Raw genomic sequence first — 14,085 nt, 5'->3', positions numbered from 1 at the left:
TCACAGCCAGCCGTTGCGCTTGAGCACCCGGTGGATGCCCACGCACATGGCGACGGTGACGCTCAGGACCAGGGGGTAGCCGTACTTCCAGTGCAGCTCCGGCATGTAGTCGAAGTTCATGCCGTACACACCGGTCACCATCGTCGGCACGGCGATGATCGCGGCCCAGGCGGTGATCTTGCGCATGTCCTCGTTCTGCGCGACGGACGCCTGCGCCAGGTTCGCCTGGAGGATGGAGTTGAGGAGCTCGTCGAAGCCCAGCACCTGCTCCTGGACCCGGGCGAGGTGGTCGGCGACGTCCCGGAAGTACTTCTGGATGTCCGGGTCGATCAGCCGCATCGGCCGCTCGCTCAGCAGCTGCATGGGCCGCAGCAGCGGCGCCACCGCGCGCTTGAACTCCAGCACCTCGCGCTTGAGCTGGTAGATCCGCGCCGAGTCCACACCGCGGGACACCCCGCCCTTGCGGCCCGGCGAGAAGACCTCGGTCTCCACCTCGTCGATGTCGTCCTGCACGGCGTCGGCGACCGCGATGTAGCCGTCCACGACATGGTCGGCGATGGCGTGCAGCACGGCCGAGGGGCCCTTGGCGAGCAGCTCCGGGTCGTCCTGCAGCCGGTGCCGCAGCGCCCGCAGCGAGCCCTTGCCGCCGTGCCGGACGGTGATGAAGAAGTCCCGGCCGGTGAAGCACATGACCTCGCCGGTCTCGACGACCTCGCTGTTGGCGGTCAGCCGGTCGTGCTCGACGTAGTGGATGGTCTTGAAGACGGTGAAGAGCGAGTCGTCGTAGCGCTCCAGCTTGGGCCGCTGGTGCGCCTGCACCGCGTCCTCCACCGCCAGCGGGTGCAGCCCGAACTCGGTCGCGATACCGGCGAATTCGGCCTCGGTCGGCTCGTGCAGGCCGATCCACGCGAAGCCGCCGTCGCGCCGCACCAGCCGCATCGCCTCCTGCGGGCTGAGCGGCCCCGCGCTCGTCACCCGGCGGCCGTCGCGGTAGACGGCGCAGTCCACGACGGCCGAGGACGTGGCCGGGTCGCGGGTGGTGTCGTACGACGACGGGCCGGTCTCCTTGCGCAGCGAGACGCGGGACGGACGGACCACGGCACGCAGATCACGGATCATCGACATGGGCAGGCTCCTTCGCGACAGGCAGCGAAAGACCGCGGGCGACGGCTGGAACTACCCGGAATGGGGACGTCCTGACTGCGGATGTTTGGCACGTCCACAAAGCGGGGAGCACCGCACCGTCGCGGTGGCGACTTCGCTACTGATGCAGAACTGTGGCGATCCGACGGATCACACGATCAGTCGGACCGGGCAAAGCGATACGAAGCGCTCTTCCGAAGGGCGACACGCACGGGAAGGCAGCAGCAGCCAGCCAGAAACCAGCCAGTGACTACATCAGCGGGCGGAAGAGCGAGTGGTACTGCACGGTCGACTTCGATCCATGACAGCCCCACCTCCTCCGGCCGGTCCCTCGTAAGGGAGTCTCAGGTGCCGGGACTTGACGGCATGCTCGGCATGCTGTCCCGAACCACCGGCTCAGCGTAGCAGCCGCCCGAAGTGTCAAGGCGCCGCTTTGCCCGCTACTGACGAGTTCTATGCTCACCGCATGGTTGATGTTCTTCCTCTGGTCGAGGCACGGCTGACCACCGCGCTGGGCGAGCCGGACGCCCGCGCCGCCGTCACCTTCCTCGGCACGGACCGCATCGAGGTGCTCCGGTTCCAGGAGGGGGACGTCCTCAGGTACGCCACCCTCGGCATGTCCGCGCACCCCATGACCGACCCCGCCGCGATGCTCGCCGACCCGGTCAGGGGCCCCCGCGCCGAGCTGGTGCTCTCCGTCCGCGCGGGCCGCGCCGACACGGACAAGGTGCTGCGCCCGCTGGCCGTGCTGGCCGCGTCCCCGCAGGTCGAGGGGGTGATCGTGACCCCGGGCGCCTCCCTGGACGTGGGTGAGCCGCTGTGGCCCGGCGCCCCCTTCACCTCGGTCCTGGTGGGCGAGCCCGGCGGCCTGGTGGAGGATCTGGAGCTGCAGGAGCCGCTGGAGCCCGTGCGGTTCCTGCCGCTGCTGCCGATGACCCCGAACGAGGCCGCCTGGAAGCGGGTGCACGGCGCCCAGGCCCTCCAGGAACGCTGGCTGGGCAACGGGACGGACCTGCGCGACCCGGCCCGCCGGTCCGTCCCGCTCGACTGATCCCGCAGTGACCGATCTCACCAACGCGAGCGCCGGCCCGGTCAGTTGGCGAAGACGGTGACCGAGTCCTCGGTGGCGTGCGCCGTCGCGTGCGCGGCCGCCTCGTGGGCGAGGGCCCGGCGCCGTACGGCCACCACGAGCGCGCCCAGCAGCGCGGTGAGGGCCGCCACCAGGAACGGCACGTGGATGTCGCTCCACTCCTGAAGCTTCGGCGCGAGGTAGGGAGCGGCGGCGGCCGCGAACCAGCGCACGAAGTTGTACCCCGCGCTGGCCACCGGGCGCGGGGCGTCCGACACGCCGAGGGCCAGCTCGGTGCAGACGGTGTTGTTCACGCCGATGAAGGCGCCGGACAGCACCGTGCAGACGATCGCGGCGGTGTGGCCGCCGTACCCGAGGACCAGGACGTCCGCGGCGAGCAGCACCAGCGAGCCGCCGAGCACCTTCAGCGAGCCGAACCGCTCCTGCATGCGCGGCGCCACGATCACGGAGAAGACCGCCAGCAGCACACCCCAGGCGAAGAACACCGCGCCGGAGCGGTACGGGGTCATGTCCAGCACGAACGGCGTGAAGGCCAGCACCGTGAAGAACGTGTAGTTGTAGAAGAAGGCCGAGACCGCTGCCGAGGCCAGACCGCCGTGGCCGAGCGCCCTGACCGGGTCCAGCACCGAGGTCCTGCGGGCCGGCTTGGGCTGCTCCTTCAGGAACGCCGTGATGCACAGGAAGCCGATCGCCATCAGCGTGGCCGTGCCGAAGAAGGGGTAGCGCCAGCTCAGGTTGCCGAGGACGGCGCCGAGCAGCGGGCCGCAGGCCATGCCGAGGCCGAGCGCGGACTCGTAGAGCAGGATCGCCGCCGCGCTGCCCCCGGCCGCCGCGCCGACGATCACCGCGAGCGCGGTGGAGACGAACAGCGCGTTGCCGAGTCCCCAGCCCGCCCGGAAGCCGACCAGCTGGCCGACGCTGCCCGAGGTGCCGGCCAGCCCCGCGAAGACGACCACGAAGGCGAGGCCGAGCAGCAGCGTCCTGCGGCCCCCGATGCGGCTGGAGACGAAGCCGGTCAGCAGCATCGCGACCGCGGTGATCAGGAAGTAGGAGGTGAAGAGCAGGGACACCTGGCTGGGGGTGGCGTGCAGGCCCTGCGCGATGGACGGCAGGATCGGGTCGACCAGGCCGATGCCCATGAAGGCGACGACGGAGGCGCCGGCCGTGGCCCAGACGGCCTTCGGCTGCCGCAGGAGTTCCATGTTCTCTCCGCTCTCTCCAACAAGTTAGCTCCGCTAATTAGTGTAAATTACACTCATTGTTCGATCCCGTTGCCCGCGGAAGGCCGTTCCCTCCGGACGGGTGATCGTCCTTGACGTGGGCGGGCCGGGGTAGGACCGTGGAGCCCTATGAGGGGCGAACCCAGTTGCCCGAGGTGCGGTGGCCGGGTCAGGGCGCCCGGTCTCTTCGCCGATGCGTGGCAGTGCGATGTGCACGGACCGGTGTATCCGCTGCAGCCCGTGATCCCGCCCAGCGTCGAGGCCCTCGCTGCGGTCGTGCACCGCACGCACGTTCCGCTGTGGATGCCCTGGCCGCTGCCGGTCGGCTGGCTCTTCACGGGCGTGGCCTACGCGGGCGACGACCGCAGCGGCGGCCGCGCCACCGCCGTCGCCTGCTCCGGACCCGGCCCGCTCGGCGGCCCTGGCGAACTCATCCTCGTCGCCGAGGAGCTCGGCGTCGGCCTCGGCGCCCGGTACGCGGGCATCGACGGCCCGGACCCGGGGTCGTACATGAACGTGGAGAAGCCGCCCCAGGCCAAGGTGCTGGCCGCGGGCCGGCCGACCCCGCTCTGGCACGTCTACCGCACCCCCGACGACCGGGCCGTCTTCGCCGGCGAGGCGCTCGGCATGTGGCTGTGGGCGGTGATCTGGCCCGAGCAGGCTGGCCTGCTCATGTACGACGAGCTGGTGCTGACGGATCTGCGGGAGGCGGGTGCGGAGCTGGATCTGGTGCCGTGCGGAGCGCTGTCGCCGCGCTTGCTTCGGCCGTGACGGTTGCAGTAAAGGGCGCTCGATGGGTTCGGGTGTGACAGCCGGGCTTCAAAACACCGGTATCCTTAGGTGTCCCCTTCCGTCCGTCCTCGCCTGGAGTCTGCGTGCGTATCGATCTGCACTGTCACTCCACGGCCTCCGACGGTACGGACACCCCGGCTGAGCTGGTGCGCAAGGCGCGGGCTGCCGGGCTGGACGTCGTCGCGCTGACGGATCACGACACCACCCGTGGGTACGCCGAGGCGGTCGCCGCGCTGCCCGAGGGGCTCACCCTGGTCACCGGGGCGGAGCTGTCCTGCCGGATCGACGGCGTCTCGATGCACCTGCTGGCCTACCTCTTCGACCCCGAGGAGCCCGCTCTGCTCGCCGAGCGCGAGCTGGTGCGCGACGACCGGGTGCCGCGGGCCAAGGGCATGGTCGCCAAGCTGAACGCGCTGGGCGTGCCGGTCACCTGGGAGCAGGTCGAGCGGATCGCGGCCGGCGGTTCCGTGGGGCGCCCGCATGTCGCGACCGCGCTGGTGGAGCTGGGGGTCGTACCGACGGTGAGCGACGCGTTCACCGAGGAGTGGCTGGCGGACGGCGGCCGGGCCTACGTCGAGAAGCACGAGACCGACCCCTTCGAGGCGATCCGGCTGGTCAGGAACGCGGGCGGGGTGTGCGTGTTCGCGCACCCGGCCGCCGCCAAGCGCGGGCGTACGGTCCCCGAGGCGCGGATCGCGGAGATGGCCGAGGCCGGCCTGGACGGCATCGAGGTCGATCACATGGACCACGACGCCGACGCCCGCGACCGGCTGCGCGGCCTGGCGAAGGACCTGGACCTTCTGGTCACCGGCTCCTCGGACTACCACGGTAGCCGCAAGGACGTCGCGCTGGGCGCGTACACGACCGACCCCGAGGTGTACGGGGAGATCACACGGCGGGCGACCGGGGCGTTCCCCGTCCCGGGCACCGGCGGAGCCTGAGGCCCTCGGCGGCCTTCCCGCGCCCGTAGTCCACCCGTTCCAGCAAGGCCAGTACTTCCCCCATGTTCGACATCGCCGTCTTCGGCTCCCTGTTTCTGACCCTTTTCGTCATCATGGATCCCCCTGGGATCACCCCGATCTTCCTCGCCCTGACCGCCGGCCGTCCGGCCAAGGTGCAGAAGCGGATGGCCTTCCAGGCCGTGTGCGTCGCGGGCGGGGTCATCGCCACGTTCGGCGTCCTGGGGCACCAGATCCTCGACTACCTGCACGTCTCCGTGCCCGCGCTGATGATCGCGGGCGGTCTGCTGCTCCTGCTGATCGCGCTCGACCTGCTCACCGGCAAGACCGACGAGCCGAAGCAGACCAAGGACGTGAACGTGGCACTCGTGCCGCTGGGCATGCCGCTGCTGGCCGGGCCGGGCGCGATCGTGTCCGTGATCCTGGCCGTGCAGAAGGCGGACGGCGTGTCCACGCAGATATCGGTGTGGGCCGCGATCCTCGCCATCCACGTCGTGCTGTGGCTGGTGATGCGGTACTCGCTGCTGATCATCCGGGTCATCAAGGACGGCGGTGTCGTCCTGGTGACGCGGCTCGCGGGCATGATGCTCTCCGCGATCGCCGTCCAGCAGATCATCAACGGGATCACTCAGGTGATCCGGGGGAGCTGAGCGCGCGTCTCGGCTCCCCCGGAAAGCTTGAGTGGGACTACCCCGTTACGAGGCCGGGGTCTCGGCCGGGCGGATCCACAGACGCTGCCCGATGGCGGCGGCCTGCTGAACGATCCGGTTGACGGAGGCGGCGTCCACGACGGTGCTGTCCACGGTGGTGCCGTCGACCTCGTCGAGTCGCATGATCTCGAAGCGCACAGGCTTCTCCCTTCGTCTGGTCATCCTCCTGCGGAGAACTACTTGGCGGACCGGACGTGTCCCCGGTCTCGTAGAGAGTCAACGTGCTGCGTGTTACGAACATTCCCTACGCTAATAAAATTTTTCGAACGTCTAATGACTGAGCGGTAAGCGGGCCGACGGAGGACCGACCGGGAGCGGTTGTGTTCACAGCGTGACCGCCGGGACAATGGAGGCGATGAACGACGACCTGGCCGCCCTGGGCGCCCGCATCGACCGCACGAACGAGCTGCTGGAACGCATGCTCGCCGAGGTGGCGAAGACGCCCTCCACCCACGCGATCTTCGTCGACGCCGGGTATCTGTACGCGGCCGCGGGCCGGCTCGTCGCGGGCACCGAGGACCGCCGGGCCTTCGACCTCGACGCCGAGGGACTGATCGACGCGCTCATCGACCGGGCCCGCCAGGTCTTCGCCGACAGCCGTCTGCTGCGCGTCTACTGGTACGACGGCGCCCGCCGCCGCATCCACACCGCCGAGCAGCAGAGCATCGCCGAACTCCCCGACGTCAAGGTCCGCCTGGGCAACCTCAACGCCAACAACCAGCAGAAGGGCGTCGACTCGCTGATCCGCGGCGACCTCGAATCACTGGCCCGGCACCGCGCGATCAGCGACGCCGCCCTGCTCGGCGGCGACGAGGACCTGGTGTCGGCGGTCGAGGCCGCGCAGGGCTACGGCGCCCGGGTCCACCTGTGGGGCATCGAGGCGCCCGAGGGCCGCAACCAGGCCGAGCCGCTGCTCTGGGAGGTCGACAGCCAGCGCACCCTCGACCTCGAGTTCTTCAAGCCGTACGTCTCCCGCCGCACGGCCGCCGCCTACGACGCCGTCGGCGGCGCCCGCCCCACCCGCGACGACGTGCGCTTCGTCGGCGCGCAGATCGCCGCGAAGTGGCTGGTCTCCCGGGGACGCGAGACCCTCGTCGAACTGCTCCCCGGCCATCCCTATCTGCCCGGCTCGGTCGACCAGGACCTGCTGGTCGAGGCCGAGGGCCTGCTCCAGTACTCCCTGCGCGGCCAGGCCGACCTGCGCCGCGCGCTCAGGGACGGCTTCTGGGAGCACCTCCAGGCGCAGTTCTAGCGGGCAGCACTAGCGGCGGTACGTGCGCCGTTCGCTGCTCCCGCTCCCGCTCTCGCTCCCGGGGCCGTCCCAGAAGTCGGCGAGTGCCTGGGCCGTGGCGAGGGGCCGGTCGGTGTTGGGGGAGTGCTCGGCGCCCTCGACCACCGTCCGCCGTGCGCCGAGCCGCGCCGCCATGTCGTCCAGCAAGGGCAGCGGCCAGGTGTCGTCCCGCGCGCCGGACAGGACGTGCATCGGCAGCGGTACGGTGGCCAGTTCCGCCACGCGGTCCGGTTCCGTGCACAACTGGCGCCCGGTCGCGATCAGTTGGGCGGGCCTGGTGCCCAGCCAGCGGCGCCGCAGGTCGTCCCGGTCGTCCAGCCCGCTGTCGAGCGCGTGCGTCACGGTGTCCTCCGGCGCCTCCATCGCCTGGATCGCCTCCCACACCTCCGGCATGCCCATCACCGCGAGCGCGTCCCGCAGCAGTTTCACCCGCTGCTGCTGGGGCTCCGAGATCTGCGCGGGACCGGAGGACATGAGGGTGAGCGAACGGAAGGGCGCGTGGTCGAGCAGTACGGCGGCCCGTGCGATCTGCCCGCCGAGCGAGTGCCCGAGCAGATGCACCGGCTCTCCGAGCGCCTCCGCCTGCGCGAGCACGTCCCGCGCCAACTCCTCCTGCGCGTACGCCGATTCGTCGGTCTCGGGGCCGTCCGACTCGTACTGGCCGCGCCCGTCGACGGCCACCGTCCGGTACCCGCGCCGGGCCAGCGGCACATGCAGCGGATTGAAGTCCTCCTTGCTCCCGGTGAACCCCGGCAGCAGCAGCGCCACGCCACGTGGCTCGACCCCTTCGGCCACGGGAGCGTCCACGACGGCGAACTCCCCCCGCACGGTGGGCAGAAAGTACGCACGGGCACCCGGAGGCGGGGCGAAGGTGGCGGGTCTGCTCATGGGGAGAGGTTATCGGGCGAGGCCGGGAGGCGCCGGGGCGTGCGGAAGGGCAGCGGTGGTGCGCGGGCGGCGGTACGTGGGCGGAGACGGAAACGCGAGGGCCCGGTCCAGGTGAGTGGACCGGGCCCTCGCGTGCGTCCGTCGGTGACCGTGTGCCGGATCAGCCTTCGGCAGCCTCGACGACCGCCGTCGCCTTGCGCGTGCGACGGCGCGGCTTGGCCTCCGGCTCCTCGCTGGCCTGCGCCGGGATCTCCGCGGCGACGGCCTTGCGGGCCCGGCGCGCCTTGGGCGCGGCCACCTCGGCGTCCCCGTCCGCCTCGACGACGGCAGCGGCCGTCTTCCGGGTGCGGCGGGGCTTGGCCTCGGCCTCGGGGGCGTCGGTCGTCTCCGGGGCGGCGGCGGCCTTCTTGCGGGTGCGGCGGGGCTTGGCCTCGGCCTCGGTCGCTTCCGTGGTGGCGGCCGTCTTGCGCGTCCGGCGGGGCTTGGCCTCGGCTTCCGCGTCGGCCGGTGCGGCCTCGGTGGCGGCGGCAGCCGTCTTGCGGGTGCGGCGGGGCTTGGCTTCCGTGCCTTCGGCGGTGTCCGCGGCCGTCTCGGCGGCGGCGGCCGTCTTCCGGGTGCGGCGGGGCTTGGCCTCGGCCTCGGGGGCGTCGGTCGTCTCCGGGGCGGCGGCGGCCTTCTTACGGGTGCGGCGCGGCTTGGTCTCCGCCTCGGCGTCGGCCGGGGCCGTCTCGGTGGCGGCGGCTGCCGTCTTGCGGGTGCGGCGCGGCTTGGCCTCCGTGCCCTCGGCCGTGGCGACGGCCGTCTCGGCGGCCGGCTCGGCCGTCTTGCGCGTACGGCGGCGCGGCTTCGCCTCCGCGGCCTCCACGGACGCCTCGGCCTGGGGCTCGGCGGCCACAGGGGCCGTCTCCGCCACGGGCGCGGGGGCCGCGGGGGCCGTCTCGGTGACGGCCGGCTCCGCCGACTTGCGGGTACGGCGGCGGCGCGGCTTCTCGGGCGTCTCCGGGGTCTCCGACAGGGCCGGGCCCTCCACCGTGTCCACCGTCTCGACGGCTGCATCGGCGACCTGAGCGGTCTCGGCGGCCTGGACCGCCGTCACCGGCTGGGCCGACGCTCCGCCGCGCGTACGGCGACGTCGGCGCAGCGTGCGCTGCTCCCCGGCCTGCTCGGTAACCTCGCCGGCGCCGGACTCGGCGGCCGGCGCCGCGGTGGTCGCGGTCGCGTCGAGCGGGGCCCCGCCGCGGGTGCGGCGGCGCCGGCGCGGCGTACGGGCCGTACGCTCGCGCTCGCCGGCGGCGGACTCGGGACGGCCGTCCCGCTCGCCCCGGCCACCGCGGCCGCGACCGCGGGCGCCACGACCGCCGGTCTCGCCGAGGTCCTCCAGCTCCTCCGCGTCCAGACCGGCACGGGTCCGCTCCGAGCGCGGCAGGATGCCCTTGGTGCCCTCGGGGATGCCGAGGTCGGTGTACAGGTGCGGGGAGCTCGAGTACGTCTCCACCGGGTCGTGGAAGTCCAGCTCCAGCGCCTTGTTGATCAGCTGCCAGCGCGGGATGTCGTCCCAGTCGACGAACGTGATCGCCGTACCCTTCGCGCCCGCGCGGCCCGTGCGGCCGACCCGGTGCAGGTACGTCTTCTCGTCCTCGGGGGACTGGTAGTTGATGACGTGGGTGACGCCCTCGACGTCGATGCCGCGCGCGGCGACGTCGGTGCAGACCAGCACGTCGACCTTGCCGTTGCGGAAGGCGCGCAGCGCCTGCTCGCGGGCGCCCTGCCCGAGGTCGCCGTGGACCGCGCCGGCGGCGAACCCGCGGCGCTGCAGCTGCTCGGCGATGTCGGCGGCCGTGCGCTTGGTCCGGCAGAAGATCATCGCCAGCCCGCGGCCCTCGGCCTGCAGGATGCGGGCGACCATCTCCGGCTTGTCCATGTTGTGCGCGCGGTAGACGAACTGCTTGATGTTCGCGACCGTCACGCCCTCGTCGTCCGGGGCGGTGGCGCGGATGTGCGTGGGCCGCGACATGTAGCGGCGCGCGAGGCCGATGACCGCGCCCGGCATCGTCGCCGAGAACAGCATGGTCTGCCGCTTGGCCGGCAGCATGTCGATGATCTTCTCGACGTCGGGCAGGAAGCCCAGGTCGAGCATCTCGTCGGCCTCGTCGAGGACCAGGCACTTGACGTGCTTCAGGTTCAGCTTCTTCTGGCCCGCGAGGTCGAGCAGCCGGCCCGGCGTGCCGACGACCACGTCGACGCCCTTCTTCAGGGCCTCGACCTGCGGCTCGTAGGCCCGGCCGCCGTAGATCGCCAGCACCCGCACGTTACGGACCTTGCCGGCGGTCAGCAGGTCGTTGGTGACCTGGGTGCACAGCTCGCGCGTGGGAACGACGACGAGCGCCTGCGGGGCGTCGGTGAGGGCCTCGGGGGCGGCGCGTCCGGCCTCGACGTCGGCGGGGACGGTGACGCGCTCGAGGAGCGGAAGACCGAAGCCCAGCGTCTTGCCGGTGCCGGTCTTGGCCTGGCCGATGACGTCCGTGCCGGAAAGGGCGACGGGGAGGGTCATCTCCTGGATGGGGAAGGGAGTGATGATGCCGACGGCCTCCAGGGCCTCGGCGGTCTCGGGAAGGATCCCGAGGTCTCGGAATGTGGTAGTCAGGGTCATGCCTCTTCTGTGTGCGCGGCGCGAGGCGAGCGCGGGGGTCATGTGCGACCGTGCCGGGGACGTCGGCTGCCGTACGGGCGAGCCACTCAAGGCAAGCCGTATGACACGGGACCTCTGCCGACGCTCTAGCGCTCGTACCGCTGAGGGTGTCCCTCCGGTCGTCGTACGGACTGTGCCGTACGGCCACGGAGGGCTGTCGGGTCGGAGCCGATCGGGCCACCGACCGGGCATCCTCATACGTGCGGCCTGTGCGGAGCCGTCGAGCATCGTCGACGCACTCCTGCAGGCGCATTACCACCATACCCCGGATTCGCGCACATGCGATGGCCGATTTGGTCACGTCATGGTGGTCACACTGATCCGACGGGGCTCTCCGGCGCCACGCGAGCGGGCTATTGTGCGCCTCATGACTAGCTCTGACAAGCCTGAGAACGAGTCCGCCGCACCCGCCGGCGTCGCCGCCAAGGACTGGGCGCAGGCCTCCGCCGACCCGCAGTACCGCGCCGCCGTCGTGGATCTGCTCGGCGCGCTCGCGTACGGCGAGCTCGCGGCGTTCGAGCGGCTCGCGGAGGACGCGAAGCTCGCGCCCACGCTCGCGGACAAGGCGGAGCTGGCGAAGATGGCCTCGGCCGAGTTCCACCACTTCGAGCGGCTGCGGGACCGCCTGACCGAGATCGGCGAGGAGCCGACGGCGGCGATGGACCCGTTCGTGGCCGCGCTGGACGGCTTCCACAAGCAGACCGCGCCCTCGGACTGGCTGGAGGGCCTGGTCAAGGCGTACGTCGGCGACTCCATCGCCAGCGACTTCTACCGCGAGGTCGCCGCGCGCCTCGACTCCGACACGCGCGAGCTGGTCCTCGCCGTCCTCGACGACACCGGGCACGCCGGGTTCGCGGTGGAGAAGGTGCGCGCCGCCATCGACGCCGACCCGCGCGTGGGCGGCCGGCTGGCGCTGTGGGCACGGCGGCTGATGGGCGAGGCCCTGTCGCAGTCCCAGCGGGTGGTCGCCGACCGGGACGCGCTGTCGACGATGCTCGTGGGCGGGGTGGCCGACGGGTTCGATCTCGCGGAGGTCGGGAAGATGTTCTCGAGGATCACCGAGGCGCACACGAAGCGGATGGCCGCGCTGGGCCTCGCGGCCTGAGAGGCGGGTGCGCTCTGCGGGGGTGGGCGTGGGGAGTCGCGCGGCTGCGGGTGCGTCTTGGCTGCTCGCGCCCACGCGGCGAAGCCGCACTTCGAGCAGGGCCCCGCGCCCCTGACGGCTCGGCTTCGCCTACGCCGTCAATGATCGTCGGCGGAGGGGGCGGAGCAGGAGCGACAGGGACGCCGTCGAGATGATCGCGGCGCCCACGAGGCTCAGCCAGGCGGCGTCGGTGCCGAGGGCGGTGTGGGTGACGAAGTCGCCGAAGAGGGCGCCCGCGACGCCCGTGCACAGCACCAGCGGGCGGGCCGGCAGGCGGTGGGACAGCCGGTACGCCGCCGCCGACGCCAGGACGAGACCGAGCACAGCCGATCCGAGTGCTTCCAGGATCATCTCCGGGTCCCTCCCACGGCGCGTCTGCCTTGACGGTCGTCGTGCGTCCTACCCGTGACCTGCGGAGTTCAATCCCCCGCTGTGGAGGAGTTGTGCTCCGCTTGTGTGCACCTTCCACGCGAAAGGGCCCGGCGGCTCGCGGCCGCCGGGCCCTTGTGCATGATGTCCGCCTACAGCGCGCCGAAGCCCACCTTGCGGACGGTCGGCTCGCCGATGTCCACGTACGCGAGGCGGTCGGTCGGGACCAGGACCTTGCGGCCCTTCTCGTCCGTAAGGCTCAGCAGCCCCGTCTTCCCGGCCAGCGCCTCGGCGACCACACGCTCGACCTCCTCGACGCTCTGAGCGCTCTCCAGAACGATCTCGCGGGGCGCGTGCTGCACGCCGATCTTGACCTCCACGGCTATGTCCCTCCGACGGTCACTGATGTGCGCGATCTTCCGCGCCCTACTTCAGCACACATTAGCCCGGTGAGGGGACGTACACGCTCCCGGCCGGAACGCCATCAGCGAACAGCCGCCGGAGCCCGTACGCGCGCGTCAGTGGTGTTCGCTGCCGTGCAGCGGGAAACCCGCGATGCCCCGCCAGGCCAGCGAGGTCAGCAGCTGCACCGCCTGGTCGCGCGGCACGCTGCGGTCGCTGTGCAGCCAGGAGCGGGCCACCACCTGGGCGAGACCGCCGAGCCCGGAGGCGAGCAGCATCGACTCCGCGCGCGACAGGCCCGTGTCCTCGGCGATGACGTCGCAGATCGCCTCGGCGCACTCGTTCGTGACCTTGTCGACGCGCTCGCGCACCGCGGGCTCGTTCGTCAGGTCCGACTCGAACACCAGCCGGAACGCGCCGCCGTCGTCCTCCACGTAGGCGAAATAGGCGTCCATGGTCGCCCGGACGCGCTGCTTGTTGTCGGTCGTCGAGGCGAGCGCGCTCCGCACCGACTGGATCAGCGACTCGCAGTGCTGGTCCAGCAGGGCGAGGTAGAGGTCGAGCTTGCCGGGAAAGTGCTGGTAGAGCACCGGCTTGCTCACACCGGCCCGCTCGGCGATGTCGTCCATCGCCGCGGCGTGGTACCCCTGAGCGACGAAAACCTCCTGGGCGGCGCCCAGCAACTGGTTCCGTCGGGCTCGGCGCGGCAGACGAGTGCCACGCGGGCGTGCCGCCTCAGTTTGCTCGATGGCTGTCACGCCGCCTCCCAAAGTCGTCCATTTCGCGGTGTCGCCGCGCGGCCATCGTACTTTTCGGTAACCGTGCTGTGCGCGGTGCGAGCGCAGAATTTCACGTACCGGACGGCCGCGGAAGCCGCAGCGGGGTGCTCGTGGGCCCGTGGGAGTCGGCCGAGGTCAGCGGTAGTCGTCCTCGTCGAGCGCGACGACGCGCGCCTGTTCGACCAGATCGGCCTCGTTCGCCCGGTCGGGATCCACGGCCGTCAGGGGGTCGTCGCGGTCCGGCGCGATGTCGGCGTGCTGCTCGGCGGCGTCCACCTCGTTGGCTTCGACGCCGATCTCCGGGGCCGTCTCGGCCTCCAGGTCCTCGATCGTGTCGGGTTCGGTGGGGTCATAGGCCATGGTGGGCTCCCTTTCTACGAACGTCCCTGGAAACAGCAGGGGCCACATACGGGTGCCCTCTGACGAGCCTAGGAGACAGCAGATCCGGACGCCATGCCGTCTCGCCCGTTCGCAGCCCCTGTTCGCCGACGGCGGTTTTTGTCCGCCGCCGGCTCCGGTCTGTCACTTCTGTTCACCTCCACCTGTGACGCTTGACCATTACCTGTCACGGCGCCTGTGACGGCGAACACATGAACCGTGACGTGATCA

Annotated in this window: 15 protein-coding genes; 6 read left to right on the top strand and 9 right to left on the bottom strand. The window is 71.5% G+C overall.

The window, feature by feature from the left end; genetic code table 11:
• A complete protein-coding gene (locus OG956_RS12010; RefSeq protein ID WP_330337953.1) occupies positions 1-1,125 on the bottom strand; it encodes a magnesium and cobalt transport protein CorA in 1,125 nt (374 codons plus the stop codon).
• Positions 1,126-1,609: 484 nt separating this feature from the next.
• Here OG956_RS12010 and OG956_RS12005 point away from each other — a divergent pair, with 484 nt between their 5' ends.
• Positions 1,610-2,194: a suppressor of fused domain protein gene (locus OG956_RS12005; RefSeq protein WP_330337952.1), complete on the top strand. Its 585-nt coding sequence runs from the start codon at positions 1,610-1,612 to the stop codon at positions 2,192-2,194.
• A gap of 41 nt (positions 2,195-2,235) precedes the next feature.
• Here the strand turns inward: OG956_RS12005 and OG956_RS12000 are convergent, their stop codons facing one another.
• Positions 2,236-3,435 (bottom strand): MFS transporter, encoded by a 1,200-nt coding sequence (locus OG956_RS12000; protein WP_330337951.1) that lies wholly within the window; start codon positions 3,433-3,435, stop codon positions 2,236-2,238.
• A gap of 147 nt (positions 3,436-3,582) precedes the next feature.
• On the opposite strand from OG956_RS12000, the gene OG956_RS11995 reads away from it, so the two are divergent.
• From OG956_RS11995 to OG956_RS11985, 3 genes are all read left to right on the top strand, one after another.
• The gene (locus OG956_RS11995) at positions 3,583-4,224 is read left to right on the top strand and encodes a DUF6758 family protein (protein WP_330337950.1); all 642 of its coding nucleotides are present in this window, start codon (positions 3,583-3,585) and stop codon (positions 4,222-4,224) included.
• A gap of 104 nt (positions 4,225-4,328) precedes the next feature.
• Complete coding sequence (locus OG956_RS11990; RefSeq protein ID WP_330337949.1) at positions 4,329-5,186, top strand: PHP domain-containing protein; 858 nt, start codon at positions 4,329-4,331, stop codon at positions 5,184-5,186.
• A 62-nt stretch (positions 5,187-5,248) separates the two neighbouring features.
• Positions 5,249-5,854, top strand: a complete 606-nt coding sequence (locus OG956_RS11985) for a MarC family protein (protein ID WP_330337948.1) — start codon at positions 5,249-5,251, stop codon at positions 5,852-5,854.
• Between the two features lie 45 nt (positions 5,855-5,899).
• Here OG956_RS11985 and OG956_RS11980 read toward each other — a convergent pair whose 3' ends face one another.
• Positions 5,900-6,052 (bottom strand): hypothetical protein, encoded by a 153-nt coding sequence (locus OG956_RS11980; RefSeq protein ID WP_330337947.1) that lies wholly within the window; start codon positions 6,050-6,052, stop codon positions 5,900-5,902.
• A 208-nt stretch (positions 6,053-6,260) separates the two neighbouring features.
• Here OG956_RS11980 and OG956_RS11975 point away from each other — a divergent pair, with 208 nt between their 5' ends.
• Positions 6,261-7,166 (top strand): NYN domain-containing protein, encoded by a 906-nt coding sequence (locus tag OG956_RS11975; RefSeq protein ID WP_330342812.1) that lies wholly within the window; start codon positions 6,261-6,263, stop codon positions 7,164-7,166.
• Between the two features lie 9 nt (positions 7,167-7,175).
• Here OG956_RS11975 and OG956_RS11970 read toward each other — a convergent pair whose 3' ends face one another.
• On the bottom strand, positions 7,176-8,093 hold the full coding sequence (locus OG956_RS11970; RefSeq protein WP_330337946.1) for an alpha/beta fold hydrolase: 918 nt from the start codon (positions 8,091-8,093) through the stop codon (positions 7,176-7,178).
• 160 nt (positions 8,094-8,253) lie between these two features.
• Positions 8,254-10,743, bottom strand: coding sequence for a DEAD/DEAH box helicase (locus OG956_RS11965; protein ID WP_330337945.1), 2,490 nt, complete (start codon positions 10,741-10,743; stop codon positions 8,254-8,256).
• A 406-nt stretch (positions 10,744-11,149) separates the two neighbouring features.
• On the opposite strand from OG956_RS11965, the gene OG956_RS11960 reads away from it, so the two are divergent.
• Positions 11,150-11,887 (top strand): ferritin-like fold-containing protein, encoded by a 738-nt coding sequence (locus tag OG956_RS11960; RefSeq protein WP_330337944.1) that lies wholly within the window; start codon positions 11,150-11,152, stop codon positions 11,885-11,887.
• 129 nt (positions 11,888-12,016) lie between these two features.
• On the opposite strand, the gene OG956_RS11955 is transcribed toward OG956_RS11960, so the two are convergent.
• The 4 genes from OG956_RS11955 to OG956_RS11940 all read right to left on the bottom strand — a co-directional run bounded on the left by OG956_RS11955 (position 12,017) and on the right by OG956_RS11940 (position 13,836).
• Positions 12,017-12,277 carry a hypothetical protein gene (locus OG956_RS11955; protein ID WP_330337943.1) on the bottom strand — a complete coding sequence of 87 codons (261 nt, stop codon included), beginning with the start codon at positions 12,275-12,277 and terminating at the stop codon, positions 12,017-12,019.
• Positions 12,278-12,447: 170 nt separating this feature from the next.
• Positions 12,448-12,675: a DUF3107 domain-containing protein gene (locus OG956_RS11950; RefSeq protein WP_330337942.1), complete on the bottom strand. Its 228-nt coding sequence runs from the start codon at positions 12,673-12,675 to the stop codon at positions 12,448-12,450.
• A 138-nt stretch (positions 12,676-12,813) separates the two neighbouring features.
• Positions 12,814-13,455: a TetR/AcrR family transcriptional regulator gene (locus OG956_RS11945; protein ID WP_330337941.1), complete on the bottom strand. Its 642-nt coding sequence runs from the start codon at positions 13,453-13,455 to the stop codon at positions 12,814-12,816.
• 156 nt (positions 13,456-13,611) lie between these two features.
• Positions 13,612-13,836, bottom strand: coding sequence for a hypothetical protein (locus OG956_RS11940; RefSeq protein ID WP_330337940.1), 225 nt, complete (start codon positions 13,834-13,836; stop codon positions 13,612-13,614).
• Between the last annotated feature and the right edge of the window lie 249 nt (positions 13,837-14,085).

The organism is Streptomyces sp. NBC_00557, from assembly GCF_036345995.1.
Lineage (GTDB): Bacteria > Actinomycetota > Actinomycetes > Streptomycetales > Streptomycetaceae > Streptomyces.
Note: the sequence above shows the minus strand (reverse complement) of the source record. Positions and strands in the feature narration are given on the sequence as shown.

Excerpts from the sequence above, each read along its gene's own strand:
- OG956_RS11960 (WP_330337944.1), top strand. The coding sequence starts at position 11,150 with ATGACTAGCTCTGACAAGCCTGAGAACGAGTCCGCCGCACCCGCCGGC.
- OG956_RS12005 (WP_330337952.1), top strand. The coding sequence starts at position 1,610 with ATGGTTGATGTTCTTCCTCTGGTCGAGGCACGGCTGACCACCGCGCTG.
- OG956_RS11985 (WP_330337948.1), top strand. The coding sequence starts at position 5,249 with ATGTTCGACATCGCCGTCTTCGGCTCCCTGTTTCTGACCCTTTTCGTC.
- OG956_RS11995 (WP_330337950.1), top strand. The coding sequence starts at position 3,583 with ATGAGGGGCGAACCCAGTTGCCCGAGGTGCGGTGGCCGGGTCAGGGCG.
- OG956_RS11955 (WP_330337943.1), bottom strand. The coding sequence starts at position 12,277 with ATGATCCTGGAAGCACTCGGATCGGCTGTGCTCGGTCTCGTCCTGGCG.
- OG956_RS11975 (WP_330342812.1), top strand. The coding sequence starts at position 6,261 with ATGGAGGCGATGAACGACGACCTGGCCGCCCTGGGCGCCCGCATCGAC.
- OG956_RS11970 (WP_330337946.1), bottom strand. The coding sequence starts at position 8,093 with ATGAGCAGACCCGCCACCTTCGCCCCGCCTCCGGGTGCCCGTGCGTAC.
- OG956_RS12010 (WP_330337953.1), bottom strand. The coding sequence starts at position 1,125 with ATGTCGATGATCCGTGATCTGCGTGCCGTGGTCCGTCCGTCCCGCGTC.
- OG956_RS11940 (WP_330337940.1), bottom strand. The coding sequence starts at position 13,836 with ATGGCCTATGACCCCACCGAACCCGACACGATCGAGGACCTGGAGGCC.
- OG956_RS11965 (WP_330337945.1), bottom strand. The coding sequence starts at position 10,743 with ATGACCCTGACTACCACATTCCGAGACCTCGGGATCCTTCCCGAGACC.
- OG956_RS12000 (WP_330337951.1), bottom strand. The coding sequence starts at position 3,435 with ATGGAACTCCTGCGGCAGCCGAAGGCCGTCTGGGCCACGGCCGGCGCC.